This is a genomic window from Ruegeria sp. YTSA075, from assembly GCF_059610245.1.
In genome coordinates, this window is record NZ_JBXWNG010000017.1 from 16,627 (window position 1) to 40,315 (window position 23,689).

Sequence of the window (23,689 nt, forward strand, 5' to 3'; positions counted from 1 at the left end):
CGGGGCTGTTTTCATTCCCGGCAAGACAACCGTCGTTTCTCAAGACATCGGAAACAAGCTGAAAAACCTGCCTGACTGGCAGGAAGTGAGGGCCAATGCCAAAAACAAGGCTGGACGTGATTCAAAAAGCCCTGCGGCACCTAAACGTAATCGCAAGCGACACAAACGCGAGTGCTGACGACGAGGCTTACACCGGGGATTCTTTAGATACTCTCTTTGAGGAAATTCAGAATACGCAGGGGATCACTATCACATGGGCCTTGGATGAGACACCGGACAACGCCTTTCTACCGCTTTCCCGTTTACTTGCGGTCGAGGTGGCGGACCATTTCACGGTTCCAGCTCCAACAAGCTACGCGAACGCGATGGGGCGGCTTCGGGCGGCGCTAATCTCTGACGATAGAGAGGACCGGCGCGACCTGGACGAGGATGGCACAGTCTCAGAGGCAGAGATTGAAGCCGATAAGCGGGCTCAGTTCTACTAATGCCCACCGTTGAGTTCGTCGGGCAATCAGCGCAGACACAGACAGCGCCCGGCGCTGGCACGTCTCGCCTGCTGAACCTCTATCGTGAACCCGTCACGGAACCAGACCTGACGCGCTACATTCTGCGACCCGTGCCGGGGCAGACACTTGTTCACTCGCCCGCAAACCAATTCCAGCGCGCTATCGCATGGGTCGACCGAAATACATACACGGTGTCGGGTGGAAAACTTAACCGACTAAGTGAGGATGGTGTCCCTGTTCAGCTAGGCTCTGTCTCAGACTTTGAGGACACGACTATATCCGGCAACCTTGGCAAAATCGCTGTTGTTGCGGGTGGCGGCTATTATCTTTGGGATGGCGCGACCATTGTCGAACCATCTTCTGGCGCATTCAATTCTTTTGGGTCGGTAGAGGCCATCGGGCAGCGGCTCGTGTTTACTGAACTAGGCGGGCGTAGAATTCAGTGGTCTGCGGTTGCTGACCCTAGCACACTGGACGGCCTGAGTTTCGCCACGACTGAATCGGGTGAGGATCTTAATATCCGCGTTATCGCCTTAAACGGCAACGCTTGGGTGTTTAAAGAGCGCAGCATTGAAATTTGGTACGAAACTGGTGCGGGCGATGAGGCATCAGCCTTTGCTCGTGTTTCCGGTGGGGTGATTACCACGGGGCTAAAGTCCTTCAACCTCATCACCAAAATACGGGGCGGGCTGTTCTTTGTTGGCAGTGATGGAATTGCCTATGTGACCACAGGGTCAGGATTGCAACCTGTCAGCACTCAGCCTGTTGCGAGGGATATTCGGGAAAAGAACCCGACGCACTGTTTCTACTTTGAGCACGAAGGCCACAAGATGTGCGTCATTCGTTTTTCAGACAAACCGGCTTGGGTTTTCAATTTCTCCACGAACGAATGGTTTGAACGCTCCGAGGGCGTCCGGCATGGCCCGTGGGATGCCGTGGGGGCAGCAAAGACAACCGCAGGTGACTGGATTGTTGTTGGTGAACTTGGCTCTGTTTCAAGGTTGGACAACACGCCTACAGACAAGGGCGGGGCGCTGTATCGCCGGGCCATATCTCGGACGCTTCGACAAGATAGTGCGCGCTTTCGTGTCCCTGAACTTGAGTTCTATGCCGATTATGGCCGGGTTGGTCCCGATGATGCGCTTGAGTTGATGTTTGCCTATTCGGGCGACCGGGGGAAGACCTGGAGTTCTCAGCGCAACCTAAGCTTGGGCAGCCTTGGCGACTATCGCACCAGAACGTTGTTTCGGTCCCTTGGGCAGTTCCGTGAGTTCACAGCCCGACTGGACATCACACACGGCTACGAAGTTCCGATTTTCTCCGATGCGAGGCTGAGAGTCGCATGAGCGCGCCAGAGTTTAACAACACGCAACAGGTGTCCGATCCCTCGGGAATGCCGTCGATTGAGCTTCTTATCTTCCTGGCAAAGCTTGCGACCTACATCAACGCGCTTGAGGCTAGAATAGAGGCTCTGGAGCCGTGATCCGCCCCGCAGTGTTGGAAGATTTACCCCGTATCATCGAGTACGGGACCAAGTTCCACGCCCAGGCGAAGCAGCCGTTTCCCTATCAAGAAGAAGCGGCGGAACAGTTCGTTCGAAACCTCATCACCAATGAGAATGCCGTAATTTTCATGAGTGACCGCGGGATGATTGGGGGGGTTTTAGCCCCCGCCTACTGCGCCCCGGAATGGGTTATGGCTGTTGAGTTGTTTTGGTGGGCAGAGAAAGGCGGCGTGAAGCTGCTGAGAGCCTTTGAGGGCTGGGCAGAGCAAAAGGGCGCATCTGAGGTTCGAATGACCTCTCTGGCGTCGTTGGAACGGGCGGACGGGCTGTTGAGGCGGCTTGAGTACGGCCCGGTTGAGATTTCATACAGGAAGGTGATCTGATGGCTATTGGTACAGGCGCAGCCATCCTTGGCGGCGCGGCGCTTTCTGGTGCTGCGAGTGCAAGCGCATCGGGCAAGGCGTCAAAAGCGCAGCAGCAGGCAGCAAACGAACAAACTGCGCTCGAACGGGAAATCTATAACGAAACCGTTGAGCGATTTGCCCCGTTCTATGACTCGGGCTTGGACTATCACAACGCTCTACGCTACGAGATTCTGGGCGGCGACCGTCCAGTGTTTGGTGGCACGCCGCTTGATATCATTGAAGATGTGCGGGTCATCCCCGGAACAATTCCAGACAAACCCCAAAAGACCGGTGACAGGGAACGTGACAGGATAGCGTTAGACAAGTGGAACAGGCTGCGGTTCGGGGGTGGAGCACCTGACCAAAGAATAACGGAATACCGTGTCGGGGATCAGACATTCGGTTCGCGCGATGCTGCTGAGCAGTACGCAACGGAGAATGCCGCCGGCGGCCAAGAGTATGGCGGATATGAAGCCTCCACGGCCTACAAGAACGCCCTAGCGGGTGGCATCGAAGCCATTGACGGAAGTGCTGCCTCTCGGGGCGGCTTGTTCTCCGGGGCCACACTGAAAGCCCAACAAGAATTTGGCACTGAACTGGCCCAGCAAGACCACAATCAGCATCTGAACTGGTTGTCAGCGGGCGCATCGGGTGGACAGGCAGCAGCGGGCAATATGGCAAATGCAGGGGCGAACTTCGCGTCTGGTGCAGGGAATGCCCTCGCCAACAGAGGAAACGCCCAAGCCGCAGGCTACATTGGGCAGGCTAATGCCTTCAATAGCATCATTAACAACGGCATCAGCGCCTTTGGTTACATGAACCAAAATAAATCGTTGAACCCCGCCGCTATTTCGAACGGATTTAGCAATGCGGTTGGGTCCGTGTTCTGATGAATGCGCTTCGTGAAGGCATCATTTCCTCAGCCAATGCGCTGGGGATTGATCCCTTAGACCTCGCCACGGCTATCAGTTACGAGACAGGCGGAACATTCGACCCGAACCAAGCCGGACCCACAACGCAATGGGGTCAGCATCGCGGGTTAATTCAGTTCGGTGAGCCGCAAGCCCGTCAATATGGCGTTGATTGGTCCGATCCTCTCGGGTCTCAGCTTGGCCCGGACGGGGCTGTTGTTGACTATCTGCGCGACACAGGGGTGCGTCCCGGTATGGGGCTTTTGGACGTCTATTCAGCGATCAACGCAGGCGGAGTAGGGCGCTATAATGCTTCGGACGCAAACAACGGCGGGGCACCCGGAAATGTTCGGGATAAAGTCACACAGCAAATGGCCGGGCATCGCAAGAACGCCCTGGCACTGTTGGGCGAGTATAGCGCCCCGCAGCAGCAGAATGCCCTATCTGGAGAAGCCCCCCAGCAGCAGCCAGCCAATGCCCTGCGCCCCCAAATCGCCGCTATGGACCCGTCAGCCTTTATGGTTGCTCGTGGCCCCGGCCAAAAGCTCACATTCGGTTGAGGTAAGACATGTCACGCATGAATGCTGGATTAATACTGGGCGCACAGCCCGTAGATGCTTTCGGGGCGCTGGCCCGTGGTCAGGCGGTGCGCGCTCAGGAGAATGAATTCCAAAATCAGAACGCGCTGCGCAATCTGTATCAAACACAAGGGGCAAACATCCTGTCTGGGGATCAAAACGCCCTTAACGCTCTTGCCGCTATTGATCCGGGGCAGGCACTGGATATTCGCGGGAAACATCAAGTGCAAAACCAGCGTTCACAGTCGATGAGAATGCAAATGCAGGCTTACGCTGAATCGCTCAGCAAGGAGCAGGCGGCAGCAGAGGCGGCGAAGATTGAACAGGGCGTAACCCGTGCGATTGGCTTTTATCAATCTGGCGATTTGAATGGACTTAATCAGTTGCTTCAAAGTGTTGGTGAGCAGCCTTTGCAGAGCCTTGAGCAGTTCCCGGCAGTAGCTGCTGTGTATGGGGATGCTTTAGATGCATTGAAAACGGTTCAGAGCGTGACAGGGGGGCAGAAGCCCGCCGATGAATATGGCCGGTATGCCCAGGAAGAACGCGAAGCTGGCAGGGAGCCGCTTAGCCGCATTGACTATGCGCAGGCCAAGAAGGGCAAAGGGACTGTTGTCTATGACCCAACGACAGGAAATCCGATTGTGTCTATTGGGGGCAGCGCGGACCAAACCGATGTGACTAACCCAACCAGCCCGGCAGCCATGATATCAAGCATTGACGGCATCCTGAACGATCCGGCGCTTGATTTCGCAACTGGTTGGCTGGAGTGGACGCAAAACATCCCCGGAACGGGATCCAAGCGTTTTGGTGCGAGAGCCAAACAAATCGAGGGTCAGGCATTCTTGCAGGCATTCGAAAGCTTGAAGGGTGGTGGGCAAATTACCGAGGTTGAGGGGCAGAAAGCCACGCAGGCGATTGGGCGTCTCGATACCGCGCAAAGCCCGGAGGACTATCGCACCGCCTTGAATGAACTTCGCGAATTGCTCGTTTTGGGAATGTCTAGGAAGAGTGGCGGAGCTACCGAGGCGGGCGGTCAAGATTCTGCGCCTCAATACCAGTTTCAGAACGACCGGCAGCGCCTTCTGTTCGAAAAGTATTCCGCTCCCAGCGGAGGATAATGAACACCACATATGCGACAAAGGCTATTGGCCAGACGCTTGGTATCCACCAATCAGCGCCCATTGTGTAAATCGCTATCCCGCACCAAGCGCCCAGAAGGGCAAGGGCAATGCAGATTGCCGTTTTGTGCGGCGTCCATTTGAAAATCATACCCTGAGAATGGGGGCAGTATGGCCAACTTTCAAGAACTGATGAGCGCGGCGGAAAGAGCCGAGAGTGCCGGAGATACAGATGGCGCTCGGCAACTCGTCCTAATGGCTCAGTCATTGATGGGTGGGGGAACTTCACCTTCCCCGATTGACAACAGTCAAGACATAGCAGGCACAGGCGACCTGGCCCCTAGCGCCTACGATTCTTCTCAGAATGTTGCCACACCACGTGTTGACCGGTTTGGCGATACGATCCGCGCCGCGACAAGAGCCCCTGCGGCGGCTACAAAGCACTACGCAGGCGAAACTATGGACCCAGACAATAGTTTGGGAGAGCGCGTGCTTGCGGCAGGTAAAACAGCTCTGTCAGCGGCTGGAACAACCTACGCTTTTGGTGCAGGACTGGTCGGCGAAACTCTAGGCGGCAGCCCAACCAACGAGAAAAAGCTTGCCCGCGATTTGATGATGATGGGTGAAGTGGCCGCGCCAGAATTAGCGGGTGTTACTGGTGGCGCTCGCGCCGCTGGCAGGGTCAACCGCGCTGCACAGGAATTGAGCAAGCCTCCGACACCGCGTCAAGAGATTGCCCGCGCGGCAGATGACCTGAACATAACCCCAAGTCTTGGCGCGACCGGGAAAACCCATGGGCAAATGGCCGCAGCGCTGGAAAAAGTTCCTGGCGTTGGGAAAGTATTAGAGCGCGACGCGGCCCGTTTTGTTGATGACGTTGAGGGCGCGTTTAACCAGATTCGGCGTGGGATTGGTCAGGCTCAAGATGCAGCCGGGGCGGGTGAAGCACTTCAAGGCGGCGTCGGCAAGTTCGTTGAGCGGTTCGAGGCGACTTCACGTAAAATGTATGACCGAGTGGACGGCTTCATTCCAAGGGATATGCGAGTCGATGCGCCCAACACACTGAACCTGATAACTGAGCTAACCTCAGAGTTCGCCGATAAGCCGGACATGATGCGCCAACTCGGTTTGAATAAGTTTGCCAGCCTTGCTGGCGATATGCAGGACGGTCTTTCATGGAAAGCGATGAAGGACTTGCGTTCCAGCATTGGGCGCGCAATTGGCAGTAATTCGGGACCCCTGGAAGGCTTGGATAAGGCGCAGCTTCGCCAGATGTACGGCCAATTGACCGCAGATATGGAGGCAGCGGCTAAACAAGCTGGACCACAGGCAGAGGCAGCGTGGAAGCGCGCAAACACGCATTACAAGAAAGGTGCAGAACGTATTCAGGGCGCGCTAGACAAGACAATCAAAGCAGACAGCCCAGAGCGCGCATTCGAAGCCTTTGTAAATATGACTAAGGCAGACCGAGCAACTTCCGATGTCCGACGCATGCGGACCATTAAGAAGTCAATGCCCAAAGAGGATTGGGATACTGTTTCAGCGAGTATTGTTGACCGTCTGGGGAAAGCCCCAGCAGGACAGCAAAGCGCGGCGGGTGACGTGTTTTCGCCCAGCAAATTCCTAACCGAATGGAACAAGATGAGCGGAGAGGCTAAGTCCATTCTTCTAGACCCGAAAGCCCGCAATCAGCTAGACAAGCTGGCTAAGGTCTCTGAGGGCGTCAAGAAGGCTAATGCTGAACGCAATTTCTCGAACACCGGAACGGTAGAGACATGGCTTGCCATTGTGTTCGGGGCTGGAGTGGACGTAGGGGCCACTGCGGCGGCTGTTGGGGCCGCAAACCTATCAGCAAGGGCTATGACTTCTCAACGCTTCCTTACGGCTGCAAACCGGGCCGCGCGAGGCGACTACAAAGCTATGCGGGCTATCGCTAAAGGCGGTTCGCCCGTTGCTCAGGATGCACAGACGATTCTGCGCCTCGCAGCGGCAGACGCCGCCTCAGTAATTCCGTTCGACAATGAGAATGCTCCACCCGAAGCGATGGTAGCGCCCTAAAGGCAGTTGAAATTTGGTTCACGATATCCGGTAACAATCCAATCATCATCCTGCGGTCTAGCATAAAGGGTGTAAACACACTGGCTGGACGTCGGAATATAGTTCGTTGTTGTCCCCGTTACTAAGGCGGAAGTGCCGCCGCCCCAAACGGTTGCTGAGTTGGTGGACGTAACCGGAATAACTCCAGTGCTGTTTACAGACCACTGAAAGGCTCTGCGTCCGTCCGGCAAGTCAACTGCGTTCACAGGCGGACCATAGTCTAAAATGGGTTCGGTTATAGATTTGCCGACATAGCTTTCCAAAACAGCGGTAGCGCAGCCCGCAAGCAGAACAAAACAAGCGAAAATAAGGCGTTTCATAAAGTCCTCTGAATTGATGAACTCAATTCAAGATGACGCCTGCCGACAAAAAACTCAACCATCACGAGAGAAAATCATGGCAGAGCAGTTAATCCTGCCCCGCGCCGTCCTGGACGCGAACGGGGACCCTATCAGCGGCGCAAAGCTGACTGCGTTTATTGAGGGGACAACCACGGCGGAAACCATTTATACCGACAATGGGCTAACCACGGCGCACCCGAACCCCCTTGTGTCAGATGCTGGCGGGAACTTCCCTCCGATTTGGCATGCCGGGGACCATGGCGTCAAAATCGTCATCACCGATGCAAGCGACGTGGATATTGACTGGTCCCCCTTAGACCCTTGTCCGATGACATCCAGCGCGACTACAGCGGCAAACATCAGCATTGAACCGTCGACCGGAAACCCGGCAACAAACGTTCAGGATGCCATATTGAACTTGTCGACTACTAAGCCTGTTGTTGAGAAAGCGGGCGCATTCAATATTACCGGCAGCGACATAGGGACGACATTTAACTGCTCCACAGCTCTACAGGCATCATTTCAGCCCGCTGTTTCGCTGGGAAATGGATTTTCAGTTTACATCATGGCGCGCGGCGGTGACGTAACGCTCTTGGACAGTTTTGCCGAGGGCTTCAATGTCGAGACAATCCGGCAGGGGCAGGGCGCGCGCATCATAACTGACGGGACAACCTTTTTCGTTACGCTGTTTCAAATTGATGATGCCGAAATCACTGACATCATTGCCGAAGGTGAGATTTCAGGCGGTTCAGTCACTGAGGTTGCCGTCGAAATCCCGACATACTTCGAAAGGGTCGAAATTGACACCTTCGGGTTTGTCCCGGTTACCGATGGGGACGCTCTAGGCTTCCAAGTTGGCACGGGCACCTTAGGGTCTCCTACTTGGCAAACAACCTACGTCCAGACATCTATAGCTAGTACAGCGGGTGTATTGAGCGTGGTTGAAGGTGCCGCGACCTATTTGCTACTTACGGGCGCGAGCAATTCGGCAGGCGGCTTTGCCCAGTCCGGGGGTGCAACCCTCAGAGGCTTCAATACCTCCGGACTCTTCGCCTACAACGGCACGAGCTATTCAACCAACACGACCCCCGCGCGTCAGAAAGTCGACTATGGTGGCGCCGAGGAAACCACAGCGACCCGAACGCTCCTACGTCTGGTTGCCGTCTCAGGCAACAACATCAAGGATCTGAAATACCGCATTCGGGGGGTGAGAACGTAATGCCCTCCTGGTTGGCTGACTTCCTTAATTTCGTGGTGTTTCCCGCTCTCGCGTGGCTCGGGCTTTTGCATAACAAGCAAAGCAAGCATGCGACGGATATTGCCGTACTCCAAGCCATGGCTGCCGTTCACAAAGAGCAGCAGCGTGAAATCATCAAGAAGCTGGACGGTATAGAAAAAGCCCTTCGCAACAAGGACTAATTTCATGACAGTTGACTATCGCTGGGTACAAACCCGGCTGCGTGCCCTTGGGTTCAATCCGGGGCCGGTAGATGGTGTGCGCGGTCCTTTGACCGATGCGGCTGTGGTTGAGTTTAAGCGCTCCATTGGCTTTCGTGCCCGCCCATTCATTGGCCCCCTAACTCTGAAAGCACTTGAGCCAGCCCCGGACAAGACCAGTATCCCGTGGATGTCTGAGGCTATGAACGTAAAGGGGCTTCACGAACAGCGGAACGTTGCAACCCTTCGAAAGTGGTTCGACAAGTCTGTATCATGGATAGACCCGCGTGAAATCGCTTGGTGTGGGGCATTTGTCGCAACCTGCTATCGCAAGTGGGACAGCAATATTGAAATTCCTGATAATCCCTTAGGCGCGCGAAACTGGCGTGAGTTTGGGAAGCCGACACACCCTGTTCTTGGTGCCTGCCTCGTGTTCTGGCGGGGCTCTCCCCACGGATGGAAGGGGCATGTTGGGTTCTACTACGGTGAAGACAAAGCCCACTTTCACGTTTTGGGCGGCAACCAGTCAAACGCTGTCACCGTTTCCAGAATCGCAAAAACCCGGCTTATCACGTCCCGCTGGCCCATTGGCCAGGAGATTACGGGCTCGCCGGTCCACCTGACACCCAATGGCATCCCCACAACCACCAATGAAGCTTAGCCATGGGCAGATTTCGGGCGTGGTTAGATGAATACCTGACCGGGGTCAGGTCCGGGCAGACGTGGGGCCTCAACAAAGAAAAAGCCTTTAGCGGCGACCTATGAGTCAATTCAACAACCAAAGGAAAATCACAATGAAACTCGCACTTCCCGCCGCCATTGGAGCGGCTTTTTTTGTGTCTGCATGTTCCGGCGACCTGACCGCCCCTCAGCGTGAAGCCTTGATGGCTGAGGCTGTATTCCTTGCAGATGAACTGTCTGACGGCGAACTGGCCGCACCCGAACTGACCGACGCGCAGCGCGCGGTTCTGAGCAGTGCTTGCCGCCTTGGCCCAGTGTTCGCGCCTGATGAGTTTGAGGCTATCGAATTTACCTGCGACCTGCTGGAGTTGGGTTAATGGAAGATAAGTTCTTTGCGAAGTCCAAGACCATTTGGGGTCTGATTATTGCGGCGCTGCCACAGCTTGCCTTGCTGTTTGGCTTTGACTTCACAGATCAGGACGCCTCAGAACTGAACGACCTTGTTTTGCAGCTTGTTAGTGTGGCTGGCCTTATTTGGGCTGCGATTGGCCGCTTTAAGGCAAAGAACAACCTCACTCTCAAGCCTTAACCAGCTCTGGCCCGCACTGGCAAAACGCTGGCCCAACCCGAAGGGGAAACTTCCATGAAACTTATCGCATCATCCGCTCTGGCGGTACTTTTGGCATGTCCCGCTTATGCGCAGCCCAAGTGCTACCCATCGGAGCAAGTCACTTCCGAACTCACACAGAAGTATGGTGAGGGAGTCGTTGCAGAGGGCAAGCGCCCTGACGGTACTGTTGTGCAGATGTGGGGCAACATTGAAACAGGGTCATGGACCGTCACCGGCACCCGTGGTGATATCACCTGCGTTTTTGACTCTGGCGTTGATTTCAAGCGCGTTGCGTTGAGTCCGAACGTATAATCAATGACCCCATTCCAAAAAGAGGTTTATGACGCCGTTCAAGAGCACGGCAGCATAAGGGCAGCCGCACGGGCACTTAACAGGGCCTACAGCGGCGTCAACGCCCATTACCACAAAGCCGTCAATTGGGTCAGCCAGTTTGACTGCTATGAAGACGCTGTCGCCAACATTGGCTATGGCGATACAAGCTACCAGCGAGACGGAAAGTTCGCTGTCCCTACGGGACACGAAATCAAGGGTGTTTCTGTTCTCGTTGACTCAGGCGGGGAAATCACAAGTCAGTGGGTAAAGACACGCAGGGTTTTCGAAAGTGAGACACTGCTTGATGATATTAGAGCGGCATTTGAGGGTTTGCCTGCGACTACGCCAACCCCTGAACCGCCGTACAAAGCCAAAGACCTTCTCACCCTGTACCCTATCGCAGACGCCCATATCGGTATGTTGGCATGGGGTGAGGAAACGGGTGGGGACTATGACACCAACACAGCCACAAAGCGGCTTGTGTCGTGGCTAGGACAAGCGGTTGAGGCGTCTCCACCTTCTGAGACAGCGGTTATCCTTGATGTCGGGGATCTGACGCATGCAGACGACCAGACAAACCAGACGCCTCGCTCTAAGCACGTACTGGATGTCGATACCCGACACTTCCGAACATTGGACGTGACAATCTCGGCTCTTGTCTCAGCCACAAAATTGGCGCTGAAAAAGCACAAGCGAGTGATTGTCCGCATTCTTCCCGGCAACCACAACATGACCTCATACATGGCCATTCTGTTCGCTCTGGCTGAGCATTTCAGAAATGAGCCGCGCGTAGAGGTTCAGAAAGAGCCGGGTGAGTTCTTTGCGCACAAGTTTGGCGTCAACATGATTTGCGCTCACCACGGGGACAAGGGCAAGGCCGAGCGGATGGTTCTGTTCCTGGCTGACGAATACCCGGAGATGTGGGGTAAGACAAAGCATCGTTTTCTGTGGACTGGCCACCTTCACCACCACAAGAGCGCCGATATAGGCGGGGTGCAATGGGAACAGTTGCGCGCCCTGACGTCTCGGGACGCCTACGCACAGAGTCACGCTTACTGTGCTCGCGCTCAGCTACAGGCCGTGACGTACCACAAATCCAAAGGCGAAATCGGGAGGGTGAAAGTCGCAGCATGAACTTCAGGACAACAAGAACCACAACGGGCACCATCAAGGTCCATGACGGCGAACTGAAAGTCTACAACGGCCAATCTGAAAGCGTGGTGTCTATTCAGCTAACAAAAGAAGTGGCGCACCAGCTTATTCACGAGATTAACGACTGGCTTCGATACCCCCAATAACCAACCCCTCGTAACTTGCCCCGGCTTCGGCTGGGGCGTTCTTTTTTGCGTTTTAGGGGTATGGCGGAAGGCGGAGGAGTTGAACCCCATTCCTGTCGGAACCCGCTGTTTTCGAAACAGTGACCGCGACCGCGCGATATCACCTTCCGTGGCGGTAAGCTGAGGTATCGAACCCCACACCTTTCGGTGCCATTTCGCTTCCAACGAACGCCGGGACCTTCCCGGATAACTTACCTTGGCGGGTAGCTGAGGGCACGATCCCCAACGATTGCTCGTCAATTCGCTTTCAAAGCGGTTCCTGTTCCCAACAGGTTAACTACCCTTGGCGGTGAGCAGTGGTCTCGATCCACATTCTAAGAGAAAGAACAGAACGATTAGCAGTCGCCTCCAGCCCCCGGCTGGTTTACTCACCTTGTGAGTTAGAGACTGTATGATCGCTTCGTGAACATGGCAGTATCCTATCTGCCAAGCGCAGGAATCGCAACACTTTTTCAAGTTCAGATAGTGCAATTCTTCCATGGAATGGCTAATTTGAAAGGTTCCACAACCCTGAGCCATAGAACCCCACCCTATACCTCATAGCCCCGCTGGTCCGGTGAAATCCAAGACGTGCTAACCTTGGTTGGCCTGCGTCCGCATCTGGAACACACCGCCTTACTGAGGATGGTGTGAAACGTAGCATCTGCCCCCAAGCGGTCTAGCAGCTCAGACGGTCTGAACGATTTCCCATGCACACACCGGAAGTCATCACAGCAGACGTATATCGAATACTCGTCGCCATAGTCGGCTATCGGGATGGGTAGAATCTGGGTGTTTAGCATATCGTCACTATAGAATCGTGAACGCCTCGTGAACAAACATTGCCAATTTCTTGCCGCATCGATACGCATGTTCTTGCGGCGTTCTGCGGAATGCGAAATGTTGAACTAGTCTAAGGGCTATTGATATATAAGGAAAATCTGGTGCTGCTGGAGAGAATTGAACTCTCGACCTCTCCCTTACCAAGGGAGTGCTCTACCTCTGAGCTACAGCAGCATCGTGGGCGGGTGATTAGACTCAAACGAAACGCGGCGCAAGGGTATCTGGACGGTTTTTTTCGCCTCCTGTAGAGAAAGACCATGGCAGAGAAAAATGCACAAAAAAATCACGGCAAATCCGGGAATGCGCGTGAAGAACGCCTGAAGGCTGCGCTAAAGGCAAACATGGCGCGGCGTAAGGCGCAGGCTAAGGCGCGGGCCGCTTCCGGAAACAAAGCCGACAAAGACGAGGGATAAGAGCAGATGGATTCGATTCTGGTAACGGGCAACGGCCCGCTGAATGGGCAAATCCCGATCGCGGGGGCGAAAAATGCGTGTCTGACGCTGATGCCGGCCACGCTTCTCAGCGAAGAACCGCTGACGCTGACCAATGCGCCGCGGCTGAGCGATATAAAGACCATGACCGCCCTTCTGCAATCACTGGGGGCCGAGGTGTCTTCGTTGCAGGACGGGCAGGTGATCGCGATGTCGAGCCACAGCCTGACCAGCCAGACAGCCGACTATGACATCGTGCGCAAGATGCGCGCGTCCAATCTGGTGCTGGGCCCGCTTTTGGCGCGGTTTGGACAAGCGGTTGTGTCCCTGCCGGGCGGATGCGCGATTGGTGCGCGCCCTATGGATCTGCATATCGAAGGGCTTGAGGCGCTGGGCGCTGAGATTGAGCTGAAAGACGGCTATTTACACGCCAAGGCCCCGGGCGGGCTGAAAGGCGCGGTGCATGAGATGCGCTTTGCCTCGGTCGGGGCGACCGAGAACATCGTCATGGCGGCAACACTGGCCAAAGGCACCACTGTTCTGAAGAACGCAGCGCGCGAGCCCGAGATTGTCGATCTGGTCGAATGCCTGCGCAAAATGGGCGCGCAGATTGCGGGTGAGGGGACGTCGACCATCGAAATTCAGGGCGTAGATCGGTTGCACGGTGCGACCCATCAGGTTGTGACTGACCGGATCGAACTGGGTACATATATGCTGGCCCCGGCCATCTGTGGTGGCGAGGTTGAATTGCTGGGCGGGCGTATGTCGCTGGTCGAATCATTCGCGGCCAAACTGGACGCGGCGGGTGTAAGCGTTGAAGAAACAGATAAGGGTCTGAAAGTTGCGCGTAAGAACGGGCGCGTAACGGCCGTGGATGTGGTTACCGAACCCTTCCCGGGCTTCCCGACGGACCTTCAGGCACAGATGATGGCGCTGATGTGCACTGCCGACGGAACCTCGGTGCTGGAAGAACGTATCTTCGAGAACCGCTTTATGCATGCGCCCGAACTGGTCCGCATGGGGGCTCAGATTGAAGTGCATGGTGGAACGGCGACCGTGACGGGCGTTGAGCGTTTGAAGGGCGCGCCCGTTATGGCGACAGACCTGCGCGCATCGGTTTCGCTGATCCTGGCAGGGCTTGCCGCCGAGGGTGAGACCACGGTAAGCCGTGTCTACCATCTGGATCGTGGCTATGAACATGTGGTGCGCAAGCTGGAAGGTGTGGGTGCCAAAATCGAACGGATCAAGGGCGAATGACTGACGCAAGTTTCGAAGACGGGCGCGAGGCCCCGCTGAACCTGGGGGCCGAGGATGCGGATGATCTGCAGGTCATCTCAACCCTGTCGCAAGACGCCGTGTTCCCGGTGACCGAAATAACATGGCAGCCGTCGCAACGGCGTTTCGGGCTTTTGCTGAACCGATTCCGCTGGGAAGATAAGGACGCAGCCACCCGCCGCGACCGCCCGTTCGAGCGTGTTCAGTCTGTACTTGTTTTTGATTCAGTGCTGTCCGTTTCCAGCCAGGGCATCGATCGCAATGACAAAGATATGATTTTGTCGCTGCTGTCCGTTGATTTTGAGCCCGGAGAGGATGGGTCCGGGCTGATCCTGCTGACATTGGCGGGGGATGGCGCAATCCGGCTGAAAGTTGAGGCGGTTGACGCCACGCTCAAAGACGTAACGCGTCCTTATCAGGCGCCCTCTGGTCAGGCTCCGCACCATCCAGAATAAACGCGGCATATCGCAGGCCTTCACGAACCCCGCCCAAAAACTGGTGCTGCGCCGTGCGACCGTGTTCGACGTGTTCCGGATGAGCCGGGTGTTGATCCGATCAATTACTCACCTGTGCGATGCGGACCACGGAAAAGACCCGCAGCTTCTGTCGCTCTGGACGGCCAACAAAGACCCGCAGAGCATTCGGGGCTGGATACAATCCGGGTCCGAGCTTTGGGTGGCGGAACTGGCTGGGCAGATCGCGGCTGTTGGTGGTGTTCGGATCGGGACCAAGATTTCTCTTCTTTATGTCGATCCGGATTACATCCGGCGCGGCATTGGGCGCGCTTTGCTCGCGCGGTTGGAGCAGGAACTGGAAGATCAGGGGTGCGTTCAGGCATCCTTGGAGGCCACGCATACCGCCCGCGCGTTTTATCTGCGATATGGCTGGGCGCAGGCTGGCGAGCCTGAAGAATGGCATGGGATGACCCAATTCCCCATGCGCAAATCGTTGCACCCCGCCAAGAAGGGTTGAGACCTGCTGGCCCCGACGATATGTCCACTTGGAACGTTTCGGAGTGCCAGATCATGCCCGTATTCCTCGATACCACATCGCCCGAGTTTGAAGCCGCCTTTCAAACTCTGCTGTCGGCCAAACGCGAAGACAGCCCCGATGTGGACGCTGTAGTGGCCGAAATCATCAATGATGTGCGGGCGCGTGGTGATGCAGCGGTCATTGAACTGACGGCTAAGTTCGATCGGTTGAACTTGACCCCAGATACGATGGCGTTCAGCACTGCTGAGATCGCGCATGCGGTAGAACAGGTTTCTGCCGTAGATCGAACTGCATTGGAACTGGCTGCTGCGCGTATACGGGCCTATCACGAAAGGCAGATGCCGGTGGATCAAAGCTGGACGGATGAAAGCGGTGCAACGCTGGGTTGGCGTTGGTCCGCGGTTTCCGCGGCCGGGCTATATGTACCCGGTGGTTTGGCATCTTACCCGTCATCCGTGCTGATGAACGCGATTCCGGCCAAGGTGGCCGGTGTGGAGCGGTTGGCGATCACGGTGCCCACGCCAGATGGGCAGGTCAATCCGCTTGTCCTGCTGGCTGCGCAATTGTCCGGTGTCGATGAAATCTACCGGATCGGTGGGGCCCAGGCCATCGCCGCGCTGGCCTACGGGACACAGACCATAGCAGCGGTGGATAAGGTCACGGGCCCAGGCAACGCCTTTGTTGCAGCGGCCAAACGGCGCGTGTTCGGCAAGGTTGGCATCGATATGATTGCGGGACCTTCAGAGATTTTGGTGATCGCAGATAAGGACAACGATCCGGACTGGATCGCCCTCGATCTGCTCAGCCAGGCGGAACATGACGAAAGCGCTCAGTCGATCCTGATCACGGATGATGCCGCCTTTGGTCAGGCCGTCGCTCAGGCGGTTAAAAAACGACTGGAAACCTTGCAGCGGCGTGAGATCGCGGGGGCCAGTTGGCGGGATTTTGGGGCTGTCATTACCGTACGCGATTTGAATGAGGCTGCGGCCCTGTCAAACCGCATTGCGCCGGAACACCTTGAGCTTTGCGTGACAGACCCAGCGGCATTGAGTGAAAAGACCATCCATGCCGGCGCAATTTTTCTGGGGCAATACACGCCCGAAGCCATTGGCGACTATGTTGGTGGGCCCAACCATGTTCTGCCCACAGCACGCTCAGCGCGGTTCTCGTCGGGCCTGAGCGTGATGGACTTTCTCAAACGCACCACGCTCAGCCAGATGACGCCCGCAGCCTTGCGCGCCATCGGCCCGGCGGCTGAACAGCTTGCCCAATCGGAAAGCCTTGAGGCGCATGGGCTATCTGTCAGCGCGCGTCTGAACCGATTGAATGGATGAGGTGACGCAAAGGCGCATTGAAAGCATAGCTTCGATGCGTTGCCGAACGATAAGGCTTGTTATAGGTCTGGGCAGACGACAAGGATTGTGACCGTAAAGATGACCCGCATTTCGCATATCGAACTGGATGACCGTAACCTGCCCCCGCCGACCCCAGAGATCGAGCAGGAGCGCAAGGTTGCCATCTACGATCTGCTGGAAGACAACAGCTTTGCGTTGCCCGCGCGCGATGACCGTACAGTTCCAGATGGGCCTTACCATCTGCAATTGTCGATCCGCGATAAGCGGTTGGTTTTTGATATAGCCACTGAAAGCAGCGAGAAAGCAGCCGAATTCCATTTGTCGCTTGGGCCCTTTCGACAGGTGGTCAAAGACTATTTTCAGATTTGCGAAAGCTATTTCAACGCGGTGAAGACCTTGCCACCCAGCCAGATCGAAACCATCGACATGGCGCGCCGGGGCATCCACAACGAAGGCAGCCGCGTCTTGCAGGAACGGCTTGAGGGTAAGGCCGATGTGGACACCGATACCGCCCGACGCCTGTTCACGCTGATCTGCGTGCTGCATTTCGGGGGGTAACGCGTGAAGCCTCTGCCGCAGTCGGTCCTGTTCTGTTGCGACCACAACTCGGTTCGGTCTCCGATGGCCGAAGGCATCATGAAGAAATTTTATGGCACCGGCACATACGTGCAATCCGCTGGGGTCTACAATGATCTGGAAATCGACGGGTTCTGCATCTCGGTTTGCCATGAGATCGATGTTGAGCTATCGCGCCATCGCTCGCGTTCATTTGATGAGATGCAGGAGTGGGGTGATGACCTCAGTTCATTTGATCTGATTGTCGCGCTGTCGCCCGCAAGCCAGCGCAAAGCGCTGGAACTGACGCGGGTTTTTCATCTGGATGTCGATTATTGGCCAATAATGGACCCTACCGGGATGGGTGAGACGCGCGAAACCAAGCTACACCACTACCGACAGACCCGCGACCAGATCATCAAACATCTGAAGGACCGCTGGGGCGAACCTACGGAGTGACCCATGAACCAGACCGTCAAAACCTATTTTGAAGCGTTCAACGCCGGTGATGTCGATGGCATGCTGACTTGCCTGTCCGATGATGTGGCCCATCACGTGAACGAAGGCCAAATCCGTGTGGGAAAAGAAAAGTTTGCTGCCTTCTGCGCCCATATGAATCGCTGCTACAAGGAAAACCTGACCGACATCGTGGTGTTCGAGGCTGAAGGCGGCACCCGAGCGGCGGCGGAGTTCATCGTCAATGGCACTTATCTGGAAACTGACGAGGGGTTGCCGGATGCTCATGGTCAGACCTACCGCCTGCCCGCCGGGTCGTTCTTTGATCTGAAAGACGGGAAAATCACCCGAGTGACCACGTTCTATAACCTCGCAGATTGGACCAAACAGGTTTCGAATGGCTAAGGTCACTGCGGTTCGCGCCCTGACCGGAGCAGCGCTGGAGGCTGCTTTGGACGATGTGGCGTGTCTGCGGATCGAGGTATTTCGGGCATGGCCTTATCTGTATGACGGCGATTTGGAGTACGAGCGGTCGTATCTGCAGTCATACCGCGATAGCGCCAAGGCTATCGTAGTTGGCGCGTTTGATGGTGATCGTCTGATCGGGGCTTCGACCGGTGCGCCACTTGAGGACCACGCCGGCGATTTTGCGGCGGCCTTCGAGGGGACGGGGCTGGACCTGTCGCAGATCTTTTATTGCGCGGAATCTGTGCTTCTCGCGGACTATCGCGGGCAGGGCGTCGGCCATAAGTTCTTTGACTTGCGCGAAGCCCACGCCCGTGGCCTGGCTTTCACCAAATCCGCCTTTTGTGGGGTTCAACGCCCGGCAGATCACCCCATGCAACCGGTGCATTATCGACCGCTGGATGCTTTCTGGTATGCACGAGGATACGTACCTGTTCCGGGCGTCATCGCGCAGTTTTCTTGGAAGGATATCGGGCAAGAGGGCGAAACGCTGAAGCCGCTGCAGTTCTGGATGCGGGATTTTTAACCCTTCTGTTGATCCGGCAAAGAGCCACCCGGAAAACCCGGGCCAAAGTTTGCGAACCAGAAAAAACCGGCACCTAGGCGCTGTGGGCCAGCCGGTTGATACCCTGTTCGGTGAGCGACTTTGTAAGGAGATCGTTGGGGACCTCCTGAACGGCGATCCCATCGCGCACCGCAATCGCTGCGGCAGTCCCCGTTGCCTGCCCCATGGCAATGCACTGGGGCATGCCGCGTACCGAGGCAAAGGCTGATGGATCTGCAGACAGAATTCTTCCGGCAAACATCAGGTTGCTGATCTTTGCGGGGATCAAAGACCGGAACGGGATCGTGTAGTATTCGCCAGCCATGATCGCGGCATCATGCGTCATATCCCCTTCGGCGCGCATCACGTCATCAATCGGGTTGTCACAGGCAACGATCCCATCATTGAACTTGGTCGCTCGCGCAAGGTCTTCGCCCTTAAGGCGGTAGACACCGTGCAGTTTGCGTGTCTCGCGCACACCGACAGTAGGGGATAGCATTGACATATGAGCGCTCTCAAACCCCGGCACATCGCTTTGCAAGAATTGAGCAAGCTGATGGCAACGCCTGCGCCCCTCTTGTGTAGCGGCTCCGACCGCGACCGGATCGGTGCCATCGACGTCGCGCACATGTACTGAATTGCAGAATACCGATCCCTCATGGAAACCGCGCATCAGGTACAGCTTGGCAAGATCGGGATGCAGTCGACCTTCGGCAACGCCACGTTCGGCGTATTTCCGAAAATAAGGGTCAGGATCAGCAAAGACGCGGGCCCAGTCGACGCCCATCATGAAGAAGGAAATCGTCACCGCCATCATGTTGCCCGATGCATCGCCCAGATCGAACGGCACGCCCGCCTTGGCCGATATGTCGCCATCGCCCGAGCAGTCGATTGCAATCTTTGTGTTGACCGTGAAGGGTCCGTTTCTATCGCAGCACTCGACCGAGGTTATTCTGTCACCTTCCATATTGGGTTTAATGGCAATGGCACCCAGCCTGATTTGTACACCCGCCTCTTCAAGCATCTCAAACATGGTGAGGGTCGCCAGGTCGTGGTCATACACAATTTCAGGGCCGAAGTTTTCCAAGGTACATGCGCGTTTTTCGGCGGCCGGTGGGTCCATTTCCACAAGGCGACAGGTCAATTCTTCGATCAGGCCGCCGATGATTTGATCCATCGGATAACCGCCACCCCAAGGCATGCCGGGACAAAATGCCATGACGCCACCGATCTTGGTGGTGGCTTCCAAGAGGGTAACCCGCAGCCCTTGACGCCCTGCAGCGACGGCTGCCCCAAAGCCAGCGGTTCCGCCACCAATGACGAGAACATCTGTAAGCTCTTGTTTTGCATTCATTTTGCGGACTTCCTTGGCTGAACCTGCTCAGGAACACTTGTTACGCAAGCTGACTACGTCAACTTGGTATGCGACGGCAGCCGGGTGAAATGCGTCGCGTGTCCGGAAAGCCCGGGCTTTTCCGATTGAAAGCTTTTGCAGATGCCGCACAGCGGGCAAAACAGATGATCTGTACAGTAAGCAACCTCCTCATTTAGGGTTCTGCCAAACTAATTCGGGGAAATTTGAAATGAAAGTCGCGACCGCCGCCTATAACCTTGAATGGCTCGATAGCTGGGCGCAATACGAGGATAAGCTGGACCGCTGGATATCGGAGGCCGCAGGGCAGGGCGCAGAACTTCTGGTTTTTCCAGAATATGGGGCGATGGAACTATCCACCTTGGATGGCGCGGACGTGGCCGGTGATCTTGAACGGTCAATCCAGGCGGTCTCGGACCGGATGCAAGATGTGCAAGCCCTGCATCAACGTCTCTCTCAGGCGTACAATACGTATATACTGGGCGCATCAGCTCCGGTTTGGAGTGATGCGGGCCGCCCCGTGAATCGCGCGGTTCTTTATGCGCCAAACGGTCGGCAGGATCATCAGGACAAGCAAATCATGACCCGCTTTGAGCGCGAAGACTGGGACATCGCCCCTGGTGGACCGCTCAAACTATTCGATACCGCGCTTGGCAAGATCGGCATTCTGATCTGCTATGACAGTGAGTTTCCTTTGCTGGGTCGCGCCCTGAACGAAGCGGATATCATCCTGGTCCCATCCTGTACCGAGGCGCTTTCTGGCTATTGGCGGGTTCGCATCGGAGCGATGTCGCGCGCGTTGGAAAACCAGTGCGTGACCGTGATGTCCTCACTGGTCGGCAGCAACGACTGGTCCGAAGCAGTGGATATGAACACAGGTACAGGAGGTGTCTTCGGCCCTCCTGACAAGGGTTTCCCACAGACTGGTGTTTTGGCAGAGGGTGCGTTGAACCAGCCGAGCTGGACTTATGCCGACATTGATCTGACCGCAATTGCCAATGTCCGCGCTGACGGGCATGTCTTGAATCGCACGCATTGGGACGAGCAAGGCGCAAGAGTCGAAACTGTCACAATCTCTGCGCTTTAGTGATTCTGGCCTTGAAATAAGGCCAAAATAGGCTCATTTAAGCGCACATCCTCGCAGATTCTGCGAGTGCAACTTAAATGTGGAGACAACATGGCCAAGGAAGATACGCTCGAATTTCCCGGTGTCGTGAAGGAACTCCTGCCTAATGCGACGTTTCGGGTCGAGCTGGAAAACGGCCATGAGATCATCGCACACACGGCAGGCAAGATGCGCAAGAACCGCATCCGTGTTCTGGCCGGCGACAAGGTACAGGTCGAGATGACCCCTTATGATCTGACCAAGGGTCGGATCAACTATCGCTTCAAGTAACGCCTTCCCCAATGGCGTTTATTCTTGGATCGGGCAGCCCAAGGCGGCTGGACCTGCTGGCGCAGCTTGGCGTGCAGCCCGATGCTGTCCGGCCCCCGGATATCGATGAAGCGCCGCATAAGGGGGAGTTGCCCGTTCCCTATTGCAATCGCATCGCTCGGGAAAAGGTCAACGCTGTTGAGGCGGGCGATGATGATATCGTGCTGTGCGCGGATACCACCGTTGCTTTGGGCCGCCGCATCTTGGGCAAGCCCGAGGACGCCGGCGAGGCGGCGGCGTTTTTATATGCCCTGTCCGGTCGACGCCACCGTGTGGTCACGTCAGTTGCAGTACGGCGCGGGGATCGCATTCTGCAGCGCGACGTGGTTTCGCAGGTTTGCCTGAAACGACTGTCAGATGTCGAGGTCAACGCCTATCTTGAGACCGGCGATTGGCAAGGCAAAGCTGGCGCGTATGCCATTCAGGGGCCTGCAGGTGCATTCATCCCGTGGATTTCCGGCTCGTTCACCGGCATCGTCGGCCTGCCTCTGGCAGAGACGTCGGGCATGTTGCAAGCTATCGGATATCCGCTTTATCGAGGAACGCCATGAAGGGTCGCACGATTGTTCTGGACCATATCGAAGGCCGCGAAGCTGCGGCCTTGATGGTGGATGGTAAGCTGGATGACTTTCTGATCGCAGGGGATGTCCCACCACCCGGTACGATCTACCGGGCCAGAGCGGATCGCCCTGTCAAAGGGCAGGGTGGTATGTTCCTGACGACCCCCGATGGCCCTGCTTTTCTACGACAGGCAAAAGGGCTGGCCCCGGGCGCTTTGCTGCTGGCTCAGGTCACGGGATATGCGGAAGAAGGCAAGGCGCTTCCGGTTACCGATCGGGTTTTGTTCAAAAGCCGATATGCGATTGTCACACCGGATGCGCCGGGCTTGAACATCTCGCGCAGCATTCGCGATGAAGACGAGCGGGACCGGCTGCTGGAAATCGCCCATGGGGAAATGGGTGACAGCCCTTACGGCCTGATCCTGCGTTCCTGTTGTGCTGGGGCGCAGGCAGAGGAGATCGTTGAGGACATTAACGCGATGCTGGCGCAGGCTGAGCAGATTCTGGATGATCCGGGCACTGCCCCCGAAACTCTCAGCGAAGGGGACAGCCCCCATGTGCTGGCTTGGCGGGATTGGACCGACCCGGCGGACGTTTTCACCGAACCCGGAGGCTTTGAAACCCACGGCGTTCTCGATGCGCTCGACCTCGCGCGGGGCATTCAGGAGCCGTTAGCAGGCGGAGGTTACCTTTTTATCGAACCGACACGGGCTTTGGTCGCGGTAGACGTCAATACGGGTGCGGACACATCGCTGGCGGCTGGCACGAAGGCAAACTTTGCCTGCGCCAAACAGTTGGCCCGCGCATTGCGAGTACGGGGTCTGGGTGGACAGATAACGCTGGACCTTGCCCCAATGCCCAAAAAAGATCGTCGGGGTTTTGAACAAGTCCTGCGCACCGCTTTCCGGCATGACCCGGTGGAAACAACACTGGCTGGCTGGACGCCGTTGGGCCATTTCGAGTTGCAACGCAAACGTGGGCGTATCCCCTTGAAAGAGGTTCTGAAATGAGCTGTCCAATCTGCGGGGAAGACACGGTCGTCAAGTTTCGCCCATTCTGTTCAAAGCGCTGTGCAGATATCGATCTTGCCAAATGGCTGAACGGCTCCTATGCCGTGCCATCGCAACGGGAAGAGGATGTTGATACGGACGATCCGGGCCAAGACGAGATCGGGCAGCGACCACACTGAAAAAATGTAAAAAAGCCTCTGGACAGTCCCTGACGCAAGTCATAGAACGCCTCCACCCAACGGCAAGCGCCGTACCCGTGCCCGGGTAGCTCAGGGGTAGAGCAGTGGATTGAAAATCCTCGTGTCGGTGGTTCGATTCCGCCCCCGGGCACCATTTAAACATATGAAAAATATTAGTTTTCTAGTCATGCGGCTGGTTATCCTTGCCTGGGTTTGACAGTTTTTCTTGTGGGTTTGACAGTTTTTCTTGTGGGTTTGACAGTTTCGCTTTCTGAGCGCGTCGCTCATATTCTTCTTCCCATATTGGCCTTGTACCCTACTTTAGCCGTGGGCTCACCGATCAGGGTCTCGCTCCCTATGCGGTTGCCTTTTATCGGTAC

The 23,689-nt window shown here is 56.2% G+C and carries 31 protein-coding genes and 2 tRNA genes; 30 read left to right on the forward strand and 3 right to left on the reverse strand.

The window, feature by feature from the left end; translation table 11 throughout:
- Nucleotides 1-95 precede the first annotated feature (95 nt).
- The 8 genes from AC2FGE_RS19205 to AC2FGE_RS19240 all read left to right on the forward strand — a co-directional run bounded on the left by AC2FGE_RS19205 (nt 96) and on the right by AC2FGE_RS19240 (nt 7,079).
- Complete coding sequence (locus AC2FGE_RS19205) at nt 96-485, forward strand: hypothetical protein (RefSeq protein WP_496820902.1); 390 nt, start codon at nt 96-98, stop codon at nt 483-485.
- Nucleotides 485-1,852 (forward strand): packaged DNA stabilization protein, encoded by a 1,368-nt coding sequence (locus AC2FGE_RS19210; RefSeq protein WP_496820903.1) that lies wholly within the window; start codon nt 485-487, stop codon nt 1,850-1,852. Before AC2FGE_RS19205 ends, AC2FGE_RS19210 begins: the two co-directional genes overlap by 1 nt.
- Entirely contained in the window at nt 1,849-1,989 is a 141-nt protein-coding gene (locus AC2FGE_RS19215) for a hypothetical protein (RefSeq protein WP_496820904.1), read from the forward strand. Before AC2FGE_RS19210 ends, AC2FGE_RS19215 begins: the two co-directional genes overlap by 4 nt.
- The gene (locus AC2FGE_RS19220; protein WP_496820905.1) at nt 1,986-2,393 is read left to right on the forward strand and encodes a hypothetical protein; all 408 of its coding nucleotides are present in this window, start codon (nt 1,986-1,988) and stop codon (nt 2,391-2,393) included. Before AC2FGE_RS19215 ends, AC2FGE_RS19220 begins: the two co-directional genes overlap by 4 nt.
- Nucleotides 2,393-3,304, forward strand: a complete 912-nt coding sequence (locus AC2FGE_RS19225; protein WP_496820906.1) for a hypothetical protein — start codon at nt 2,393-2,395, stop codon at nt 3,302-3,304. Before AC2FGE_RS19220 ends, AC2FGE_RS19225 begins: the two co-directional genes overlap by 1 nt.
- Nucleotides 3,304-3,885, forward strand: a complete 582-nt coding sequence (locus tag AC2FGE_RS19230) for a hypothetical protein (RefSeq protein WP_496820907.1) — start codon at nt 3,304-3,306, stop codon at nt 3,883-3,885. The genes AC2FGE_RS19225 and AC2FGE_RS19230 overlap by 1 nt, the downstream gene beginning before the upstream one ends.
- Nucleotides 3,886-3,893: 8 nt before the next feature.
- Complete coding sequence (locus AC2FGE_RS19235) at nt 3,894-5,021, forward strand: hypothetical protein (protein ID WP_496820908.1); 1,128 nt, start codon at nt 3,894-3,896, stop codon at nt 5,019-5,021.
- A gap of 171 nt (nt 5,022-5,192) precedes the next feature.
- Complete coding sequence (locus AC2FGE_RS19240; RefSeq protein WP_496820909.1) at nt 5,193-7,079, forward strand: hypothetical protein; 1,887 nt, start codon at nt 5,193-5,195, stop codon at nt 7,077-7,079.
- On the opposite strand, the gene AC2FGE_RS19245 is transcribed toward AC2FGE_RS19240, so the two are convergent.
- A complete protein-coding gene (locus AC2FGE_RS19245; RefSeq protein ID WP_496820910.1) occupies nt 7,076-7,438 on the reverse strand; it encodes a hypothetical protein in 363 nt (120 codons plus the stop codon). The two genes, AC2FGE_RS19240 and AC2FGE_RS19245, sit on opposite strands and share 4 nt — an antisense overlap.
- Before the next feature lie 13 nt (nt 7,439-7,451).
- Between AC2FGE_RS19245 and AC2FGE_RS19250 the strand changes: the two genes are divergently transcribed.
- The 7 genes from AC2FGE_RS19250 (at nt 7,452) to AC2FGE_RS19280 (ending at nt 11,654) form a co-directional block, all read left to right on the forward strand.
- Complete coding sequence (locus AC2FGE_RS19250) at nt 7,452-8,678, forward strand: hypothetical protein (RefSeq protein ID WP_496820911.1); 1,227 nt, start codon at nt 7,452-7,454, stop codon at nt 8,676-8,678.
- Nucleotides 8,678-8,878, forward strand: coding sequence for a hypothetical protein (locus tag AC2FGE_RS19255; protein ID WP_496820912.1), 201 nt, complete (start codon nt 8,678-8,680; stop codon nt 8,876-8,878). The genes AC2FGE_RS19250 and AC2FGE_RS19255 overlap by 1 nt, the downstream gene beginning before the upstream one ends.
- Before the next feature lie 4 nt (nt 8,879-8,882).
- Nucleotides 8,883-9,557 carry an NlpC/P60 family protein gene (locus AC2FGE_RS19260; RefSeq protein ID WP_496820913.1) on the forward strand — a complete coding sequence of 225 codons (675 nt, stop codon included), beginning with the start codon at nt 8,883-8,885 and terminating at the stop codon, nt 9,555-9,557.
- Between the two features lie 133 nt (nt 9,558-9,690).
- A complete protein-coding gene (locus AC2FGE_RS19265) occupies nt 9,691-9,954 on the forward strand; it encodes a hypothetical protein (protein WP_496820914.1) in 264 nt (87 codons plus the stop codon).
- Nucleotides 9,954-10,166 (forward strand): hypothetical protein, encoded by a 213-nt coding sequence (locus AC2FGE_RS19270; protein ID WP_496820915.1) that lies wholly within the window; start codon nt 9,954-9,956, stop codon nt 10,164-10,166. The genes AC2FGE_RS19265 and AC2FGE_RS19270 overlap by 1 nt, the downstream gene beginning before the upstream one ends.
- A gap of 54 nt (nt 10,167-10,220) precedes the next feature.
- Nucleotides 10,221-10,499, forward strand: coding sequence for a hypothetical protein (locus tag AC2FGE_RS19275; protein ID WP_496820916.1), 279 nt, complete (start codon nt 10,221-10,223; stop codon nt 10,497-10,499).
- A 3-nt stretch (nt 10,500-10,502) separates the two neighbouring features.
- Nucleotides 10,503-11,654, forward strand: a complete 1,152-nt coding sequence (locus AC2FGE_RS19280) for a hypothetical protein (RefSeq protein ID WP_496820917.1) — start codon at nt 10,503-10,505, stop codon at nt 11,652-11,654.
- Between the two features lie 1,124 nt (nt 11,655-12,778).
- On the opposite strand, the gene AC2FGE_RS19285 is transcribed toward AC2FGE_RS19280, so the two are convergent.
- Nucleotides 12,779-12,853 (reverse strand) — tRNA-Thr (locus AC2FGE_RS19285).
- An 83-nt stretch (nt 12,854-12,936) separates the two neighbouring features.
- Here AC2FGE_RS19285 and AC2FGE_RS19290 point away from each other — a divergent pair.
- From AC2FGE_RS19290 to AC2FGE_RS19330, 9 genes are all read left to right on the forward strand, one after another.
- Entirely contained in the window at nt 12,937-13,092 is a 156-nt protein-coding gene (locus tag AC2FGE_RS19290) for a hypothetical protein (protein ID WP_353010619.1), read from the forward strand.
- Nucleotides 13,093-13,098: 6 nt separating this feature from the next.
- Entirely contained in the window at nt 13,099-14,367 is a 1,269-nt protein-coding gene (gene murA, locus AC2FGE_RS19295) for a UDP-N-acetylglucosamine 1-carboxyvinyltransferase (protein ID WP_496820918.1), read from the forward strand.
- Nucleotides 14,364-14,840, forward strand: coding sequence for a DUF2948 family protein (locus AC2FGE_RS19300; protein ID WP_496820919.1), 477 nt, complete (start codon nt 14,364-14,366; stop codon nt 14,838-14,840). The genes murA and AC2FGE_RS19300 overlap by 4 nt, the downstream gene beginning before the upstream one ends.
- Nucleotides 14,841-14,883: 43 nt before the next feature.
- Nucleotides 14,884-15,357, forward strand: a complete 474-nt coding sequence (locus tag AC2FGE_RS19305) for a GNAT family N-acetyltransferase (RefSeq protein WP_496820921.1) — start codon at nt 14,884-14,886, stop codon at nt 15,355-15,357.
- A gap of 53 nt (nt 15,358-15,410) precedes the next feature.
- Complete coding sequence (gene hisD / locus AC2FGE_RS19310) at nt 15,411-16,712, forward strand: histidinol dehydrogenase (RefSeq protein WP_496820922.1); 1,302 nt, start codon at nt 15,411-15,413, stop codon at nt 16,710-16,712.
- A 99-nt stretch (nt 16,713-16,811) separates the two neighbouring features.
- Nucleotides 16,812-17,291, forward strand: a complete 480-nt coding sequence (locus AC2FGE_RS19315; RefSeq protein WP_496820924.1) for a UPF0262 family protein — start codon at nt 16,812-16,814, stop codon at nt 17,289-17,291.
- 3 nt (nt 17,292-17,294) lie between these two features.
- Nucleotides 17,295-17,747: an arsenate-mycothiol transferase ArsC gene (locus AC2FGE_RS19320; RefSeq protein WP_170536457.1), complete on the forward strand. Its 453-nt coding sequence runs from the start codon at nt 17,295-17,297 to the stop codon at nt 17,745-17,747.
- Between the two features lie 3 nt (nt 17,748-17,750).
- Nucleotides 17,751-18,149 carry a ketosteroid isomerase-related protein gene (locus tag AC2FGE_RS19325; protein ID WP_496820925.1) on the forward strand — a complete coding sequence of 133 codons (399 nt, stop codon included), beginning with the start codon at nt 17,751-17,753 and terminating at the stop codon, nt 18,147-18,149.
- Nucleotides 18,142-18,735 carry a GNAT family N-acetyltransferase gene (locus AC2FGE_RS19330; RefSeq protein WP_496820926.1) on the forward strand — a complete coding sequence of 198 codons (594 nt, stop codon included), beginning with the start codon at nt 18,142-18,144 and terminating at the stop codon, nt 18,733-18,735. The genes AC2FGE_RS19325 and AC2FGE_RS19330 overlap by 8 nt, the downstream gene beginning before the upstream one ends.
- A gap of 73 nt (nt 18,736-18,808) precedes the next feature.
- Here the strand turns inward: AC2FGE_RS19330 and AC2FGE_RS19335 are convergent, their stop codons facing one another.
- On the reverse strand, nt 18,809-20,107 hold the full coding sequence (locus AC2FGE_RS19335; protein WP_496820928.1) for an FAD-dependent oxidoreductase: 1,299 nt from the start codon (nt 20,105-20,107) through the stop codon (nt 18,809-18,811).
- 229 nt (nt 20,108-20,336) lie between these two features.
- Between AC2FGE_RS19335 and AC2FGE_RS19340 the strand changes: the two genes are divergently transcribed.
- The 6 genes from AC2FGE_RS19340 to AC2FGE_RS19365 all read left to right on the forward strand — a co-directional run bounded on the left by AC2FGE_RS19340 (nt 20,337) and on the right by AC2FGE_RS19365 (nt 23,463).
- Nucleotides 20,337-21,212, forward strand: coding sequence for a carbon-nitrogen hydrolase family protein (locus AC2FGE_RS19340; protein ID WP_496820929.1), 876 nt, complete (start codon nt 20,337-20,339; stop codon nt 21,210-21,212).
- A gap of 90 nt (nt 21,213-21,302) precedes the next feature.
- Nucleotides 21,303-21,521: a translation initiation factor IF-1 gene (gene infA, locus AC2FGE_RS19345; protein ID WP_005978431.1), complete on the forward strand. Its 219-nt coding sequence runs from the start codon at nt 21,303-21,305 to the stop codon at nt 21,519-21,521.
- An 11-nt stretch (nt 21,522-21,532) separates the two neighbouring features.
- Nucleotides 21,533-22,111 carry a Maf family protein gene (locus AC2FGE_RS19350; protein ID WP_496820931.1) on the forward strand — a complete coding sequence of 193 codons (579 nt, stop codon included), beginning with the start codon at nt 21,533-21,535 and terminating at the stop codon, nt 22,109-22,111.
- Entirely contained in the window at nt 22,108-23,130 is a 1,023-nt protein-coding gene (locus tag AC2FGE_RS19355; RefSeq protein ID WP_496820932.1) for a ribonuclease E/G, read from the forward strand. Before AC2FGE_RS19350 ends, AC2FGE_RS19355 begins: the two co-directional genes overlap by 4 nt.
- On the forward strand, nt 23,127-23,309 hold the full coding sequence (locus AC2FGE_RS19360) for a DNA gyrase inhibitor YacG (RefSeq protein ID WP_496820933.1): 183 nt from the start codon (nt 23,127-23,129) through the stop codon (nt 23,307-23,309). The genes AC2FGE_RS19355 and AC2FGE_RS19360 overlap by 4 nt, the downstream gene beginning before the upstream one ends.
- 79 nt (nt 23,310-23,388) lie before the next feature.
- Nucleotides 23,389-23,463 (forward strand) — tRNA-Phe (locus tag AC2FGE_RS19365).
- Nucleotides 23,464-23,689: the final 226 nt, after the last annotated feature.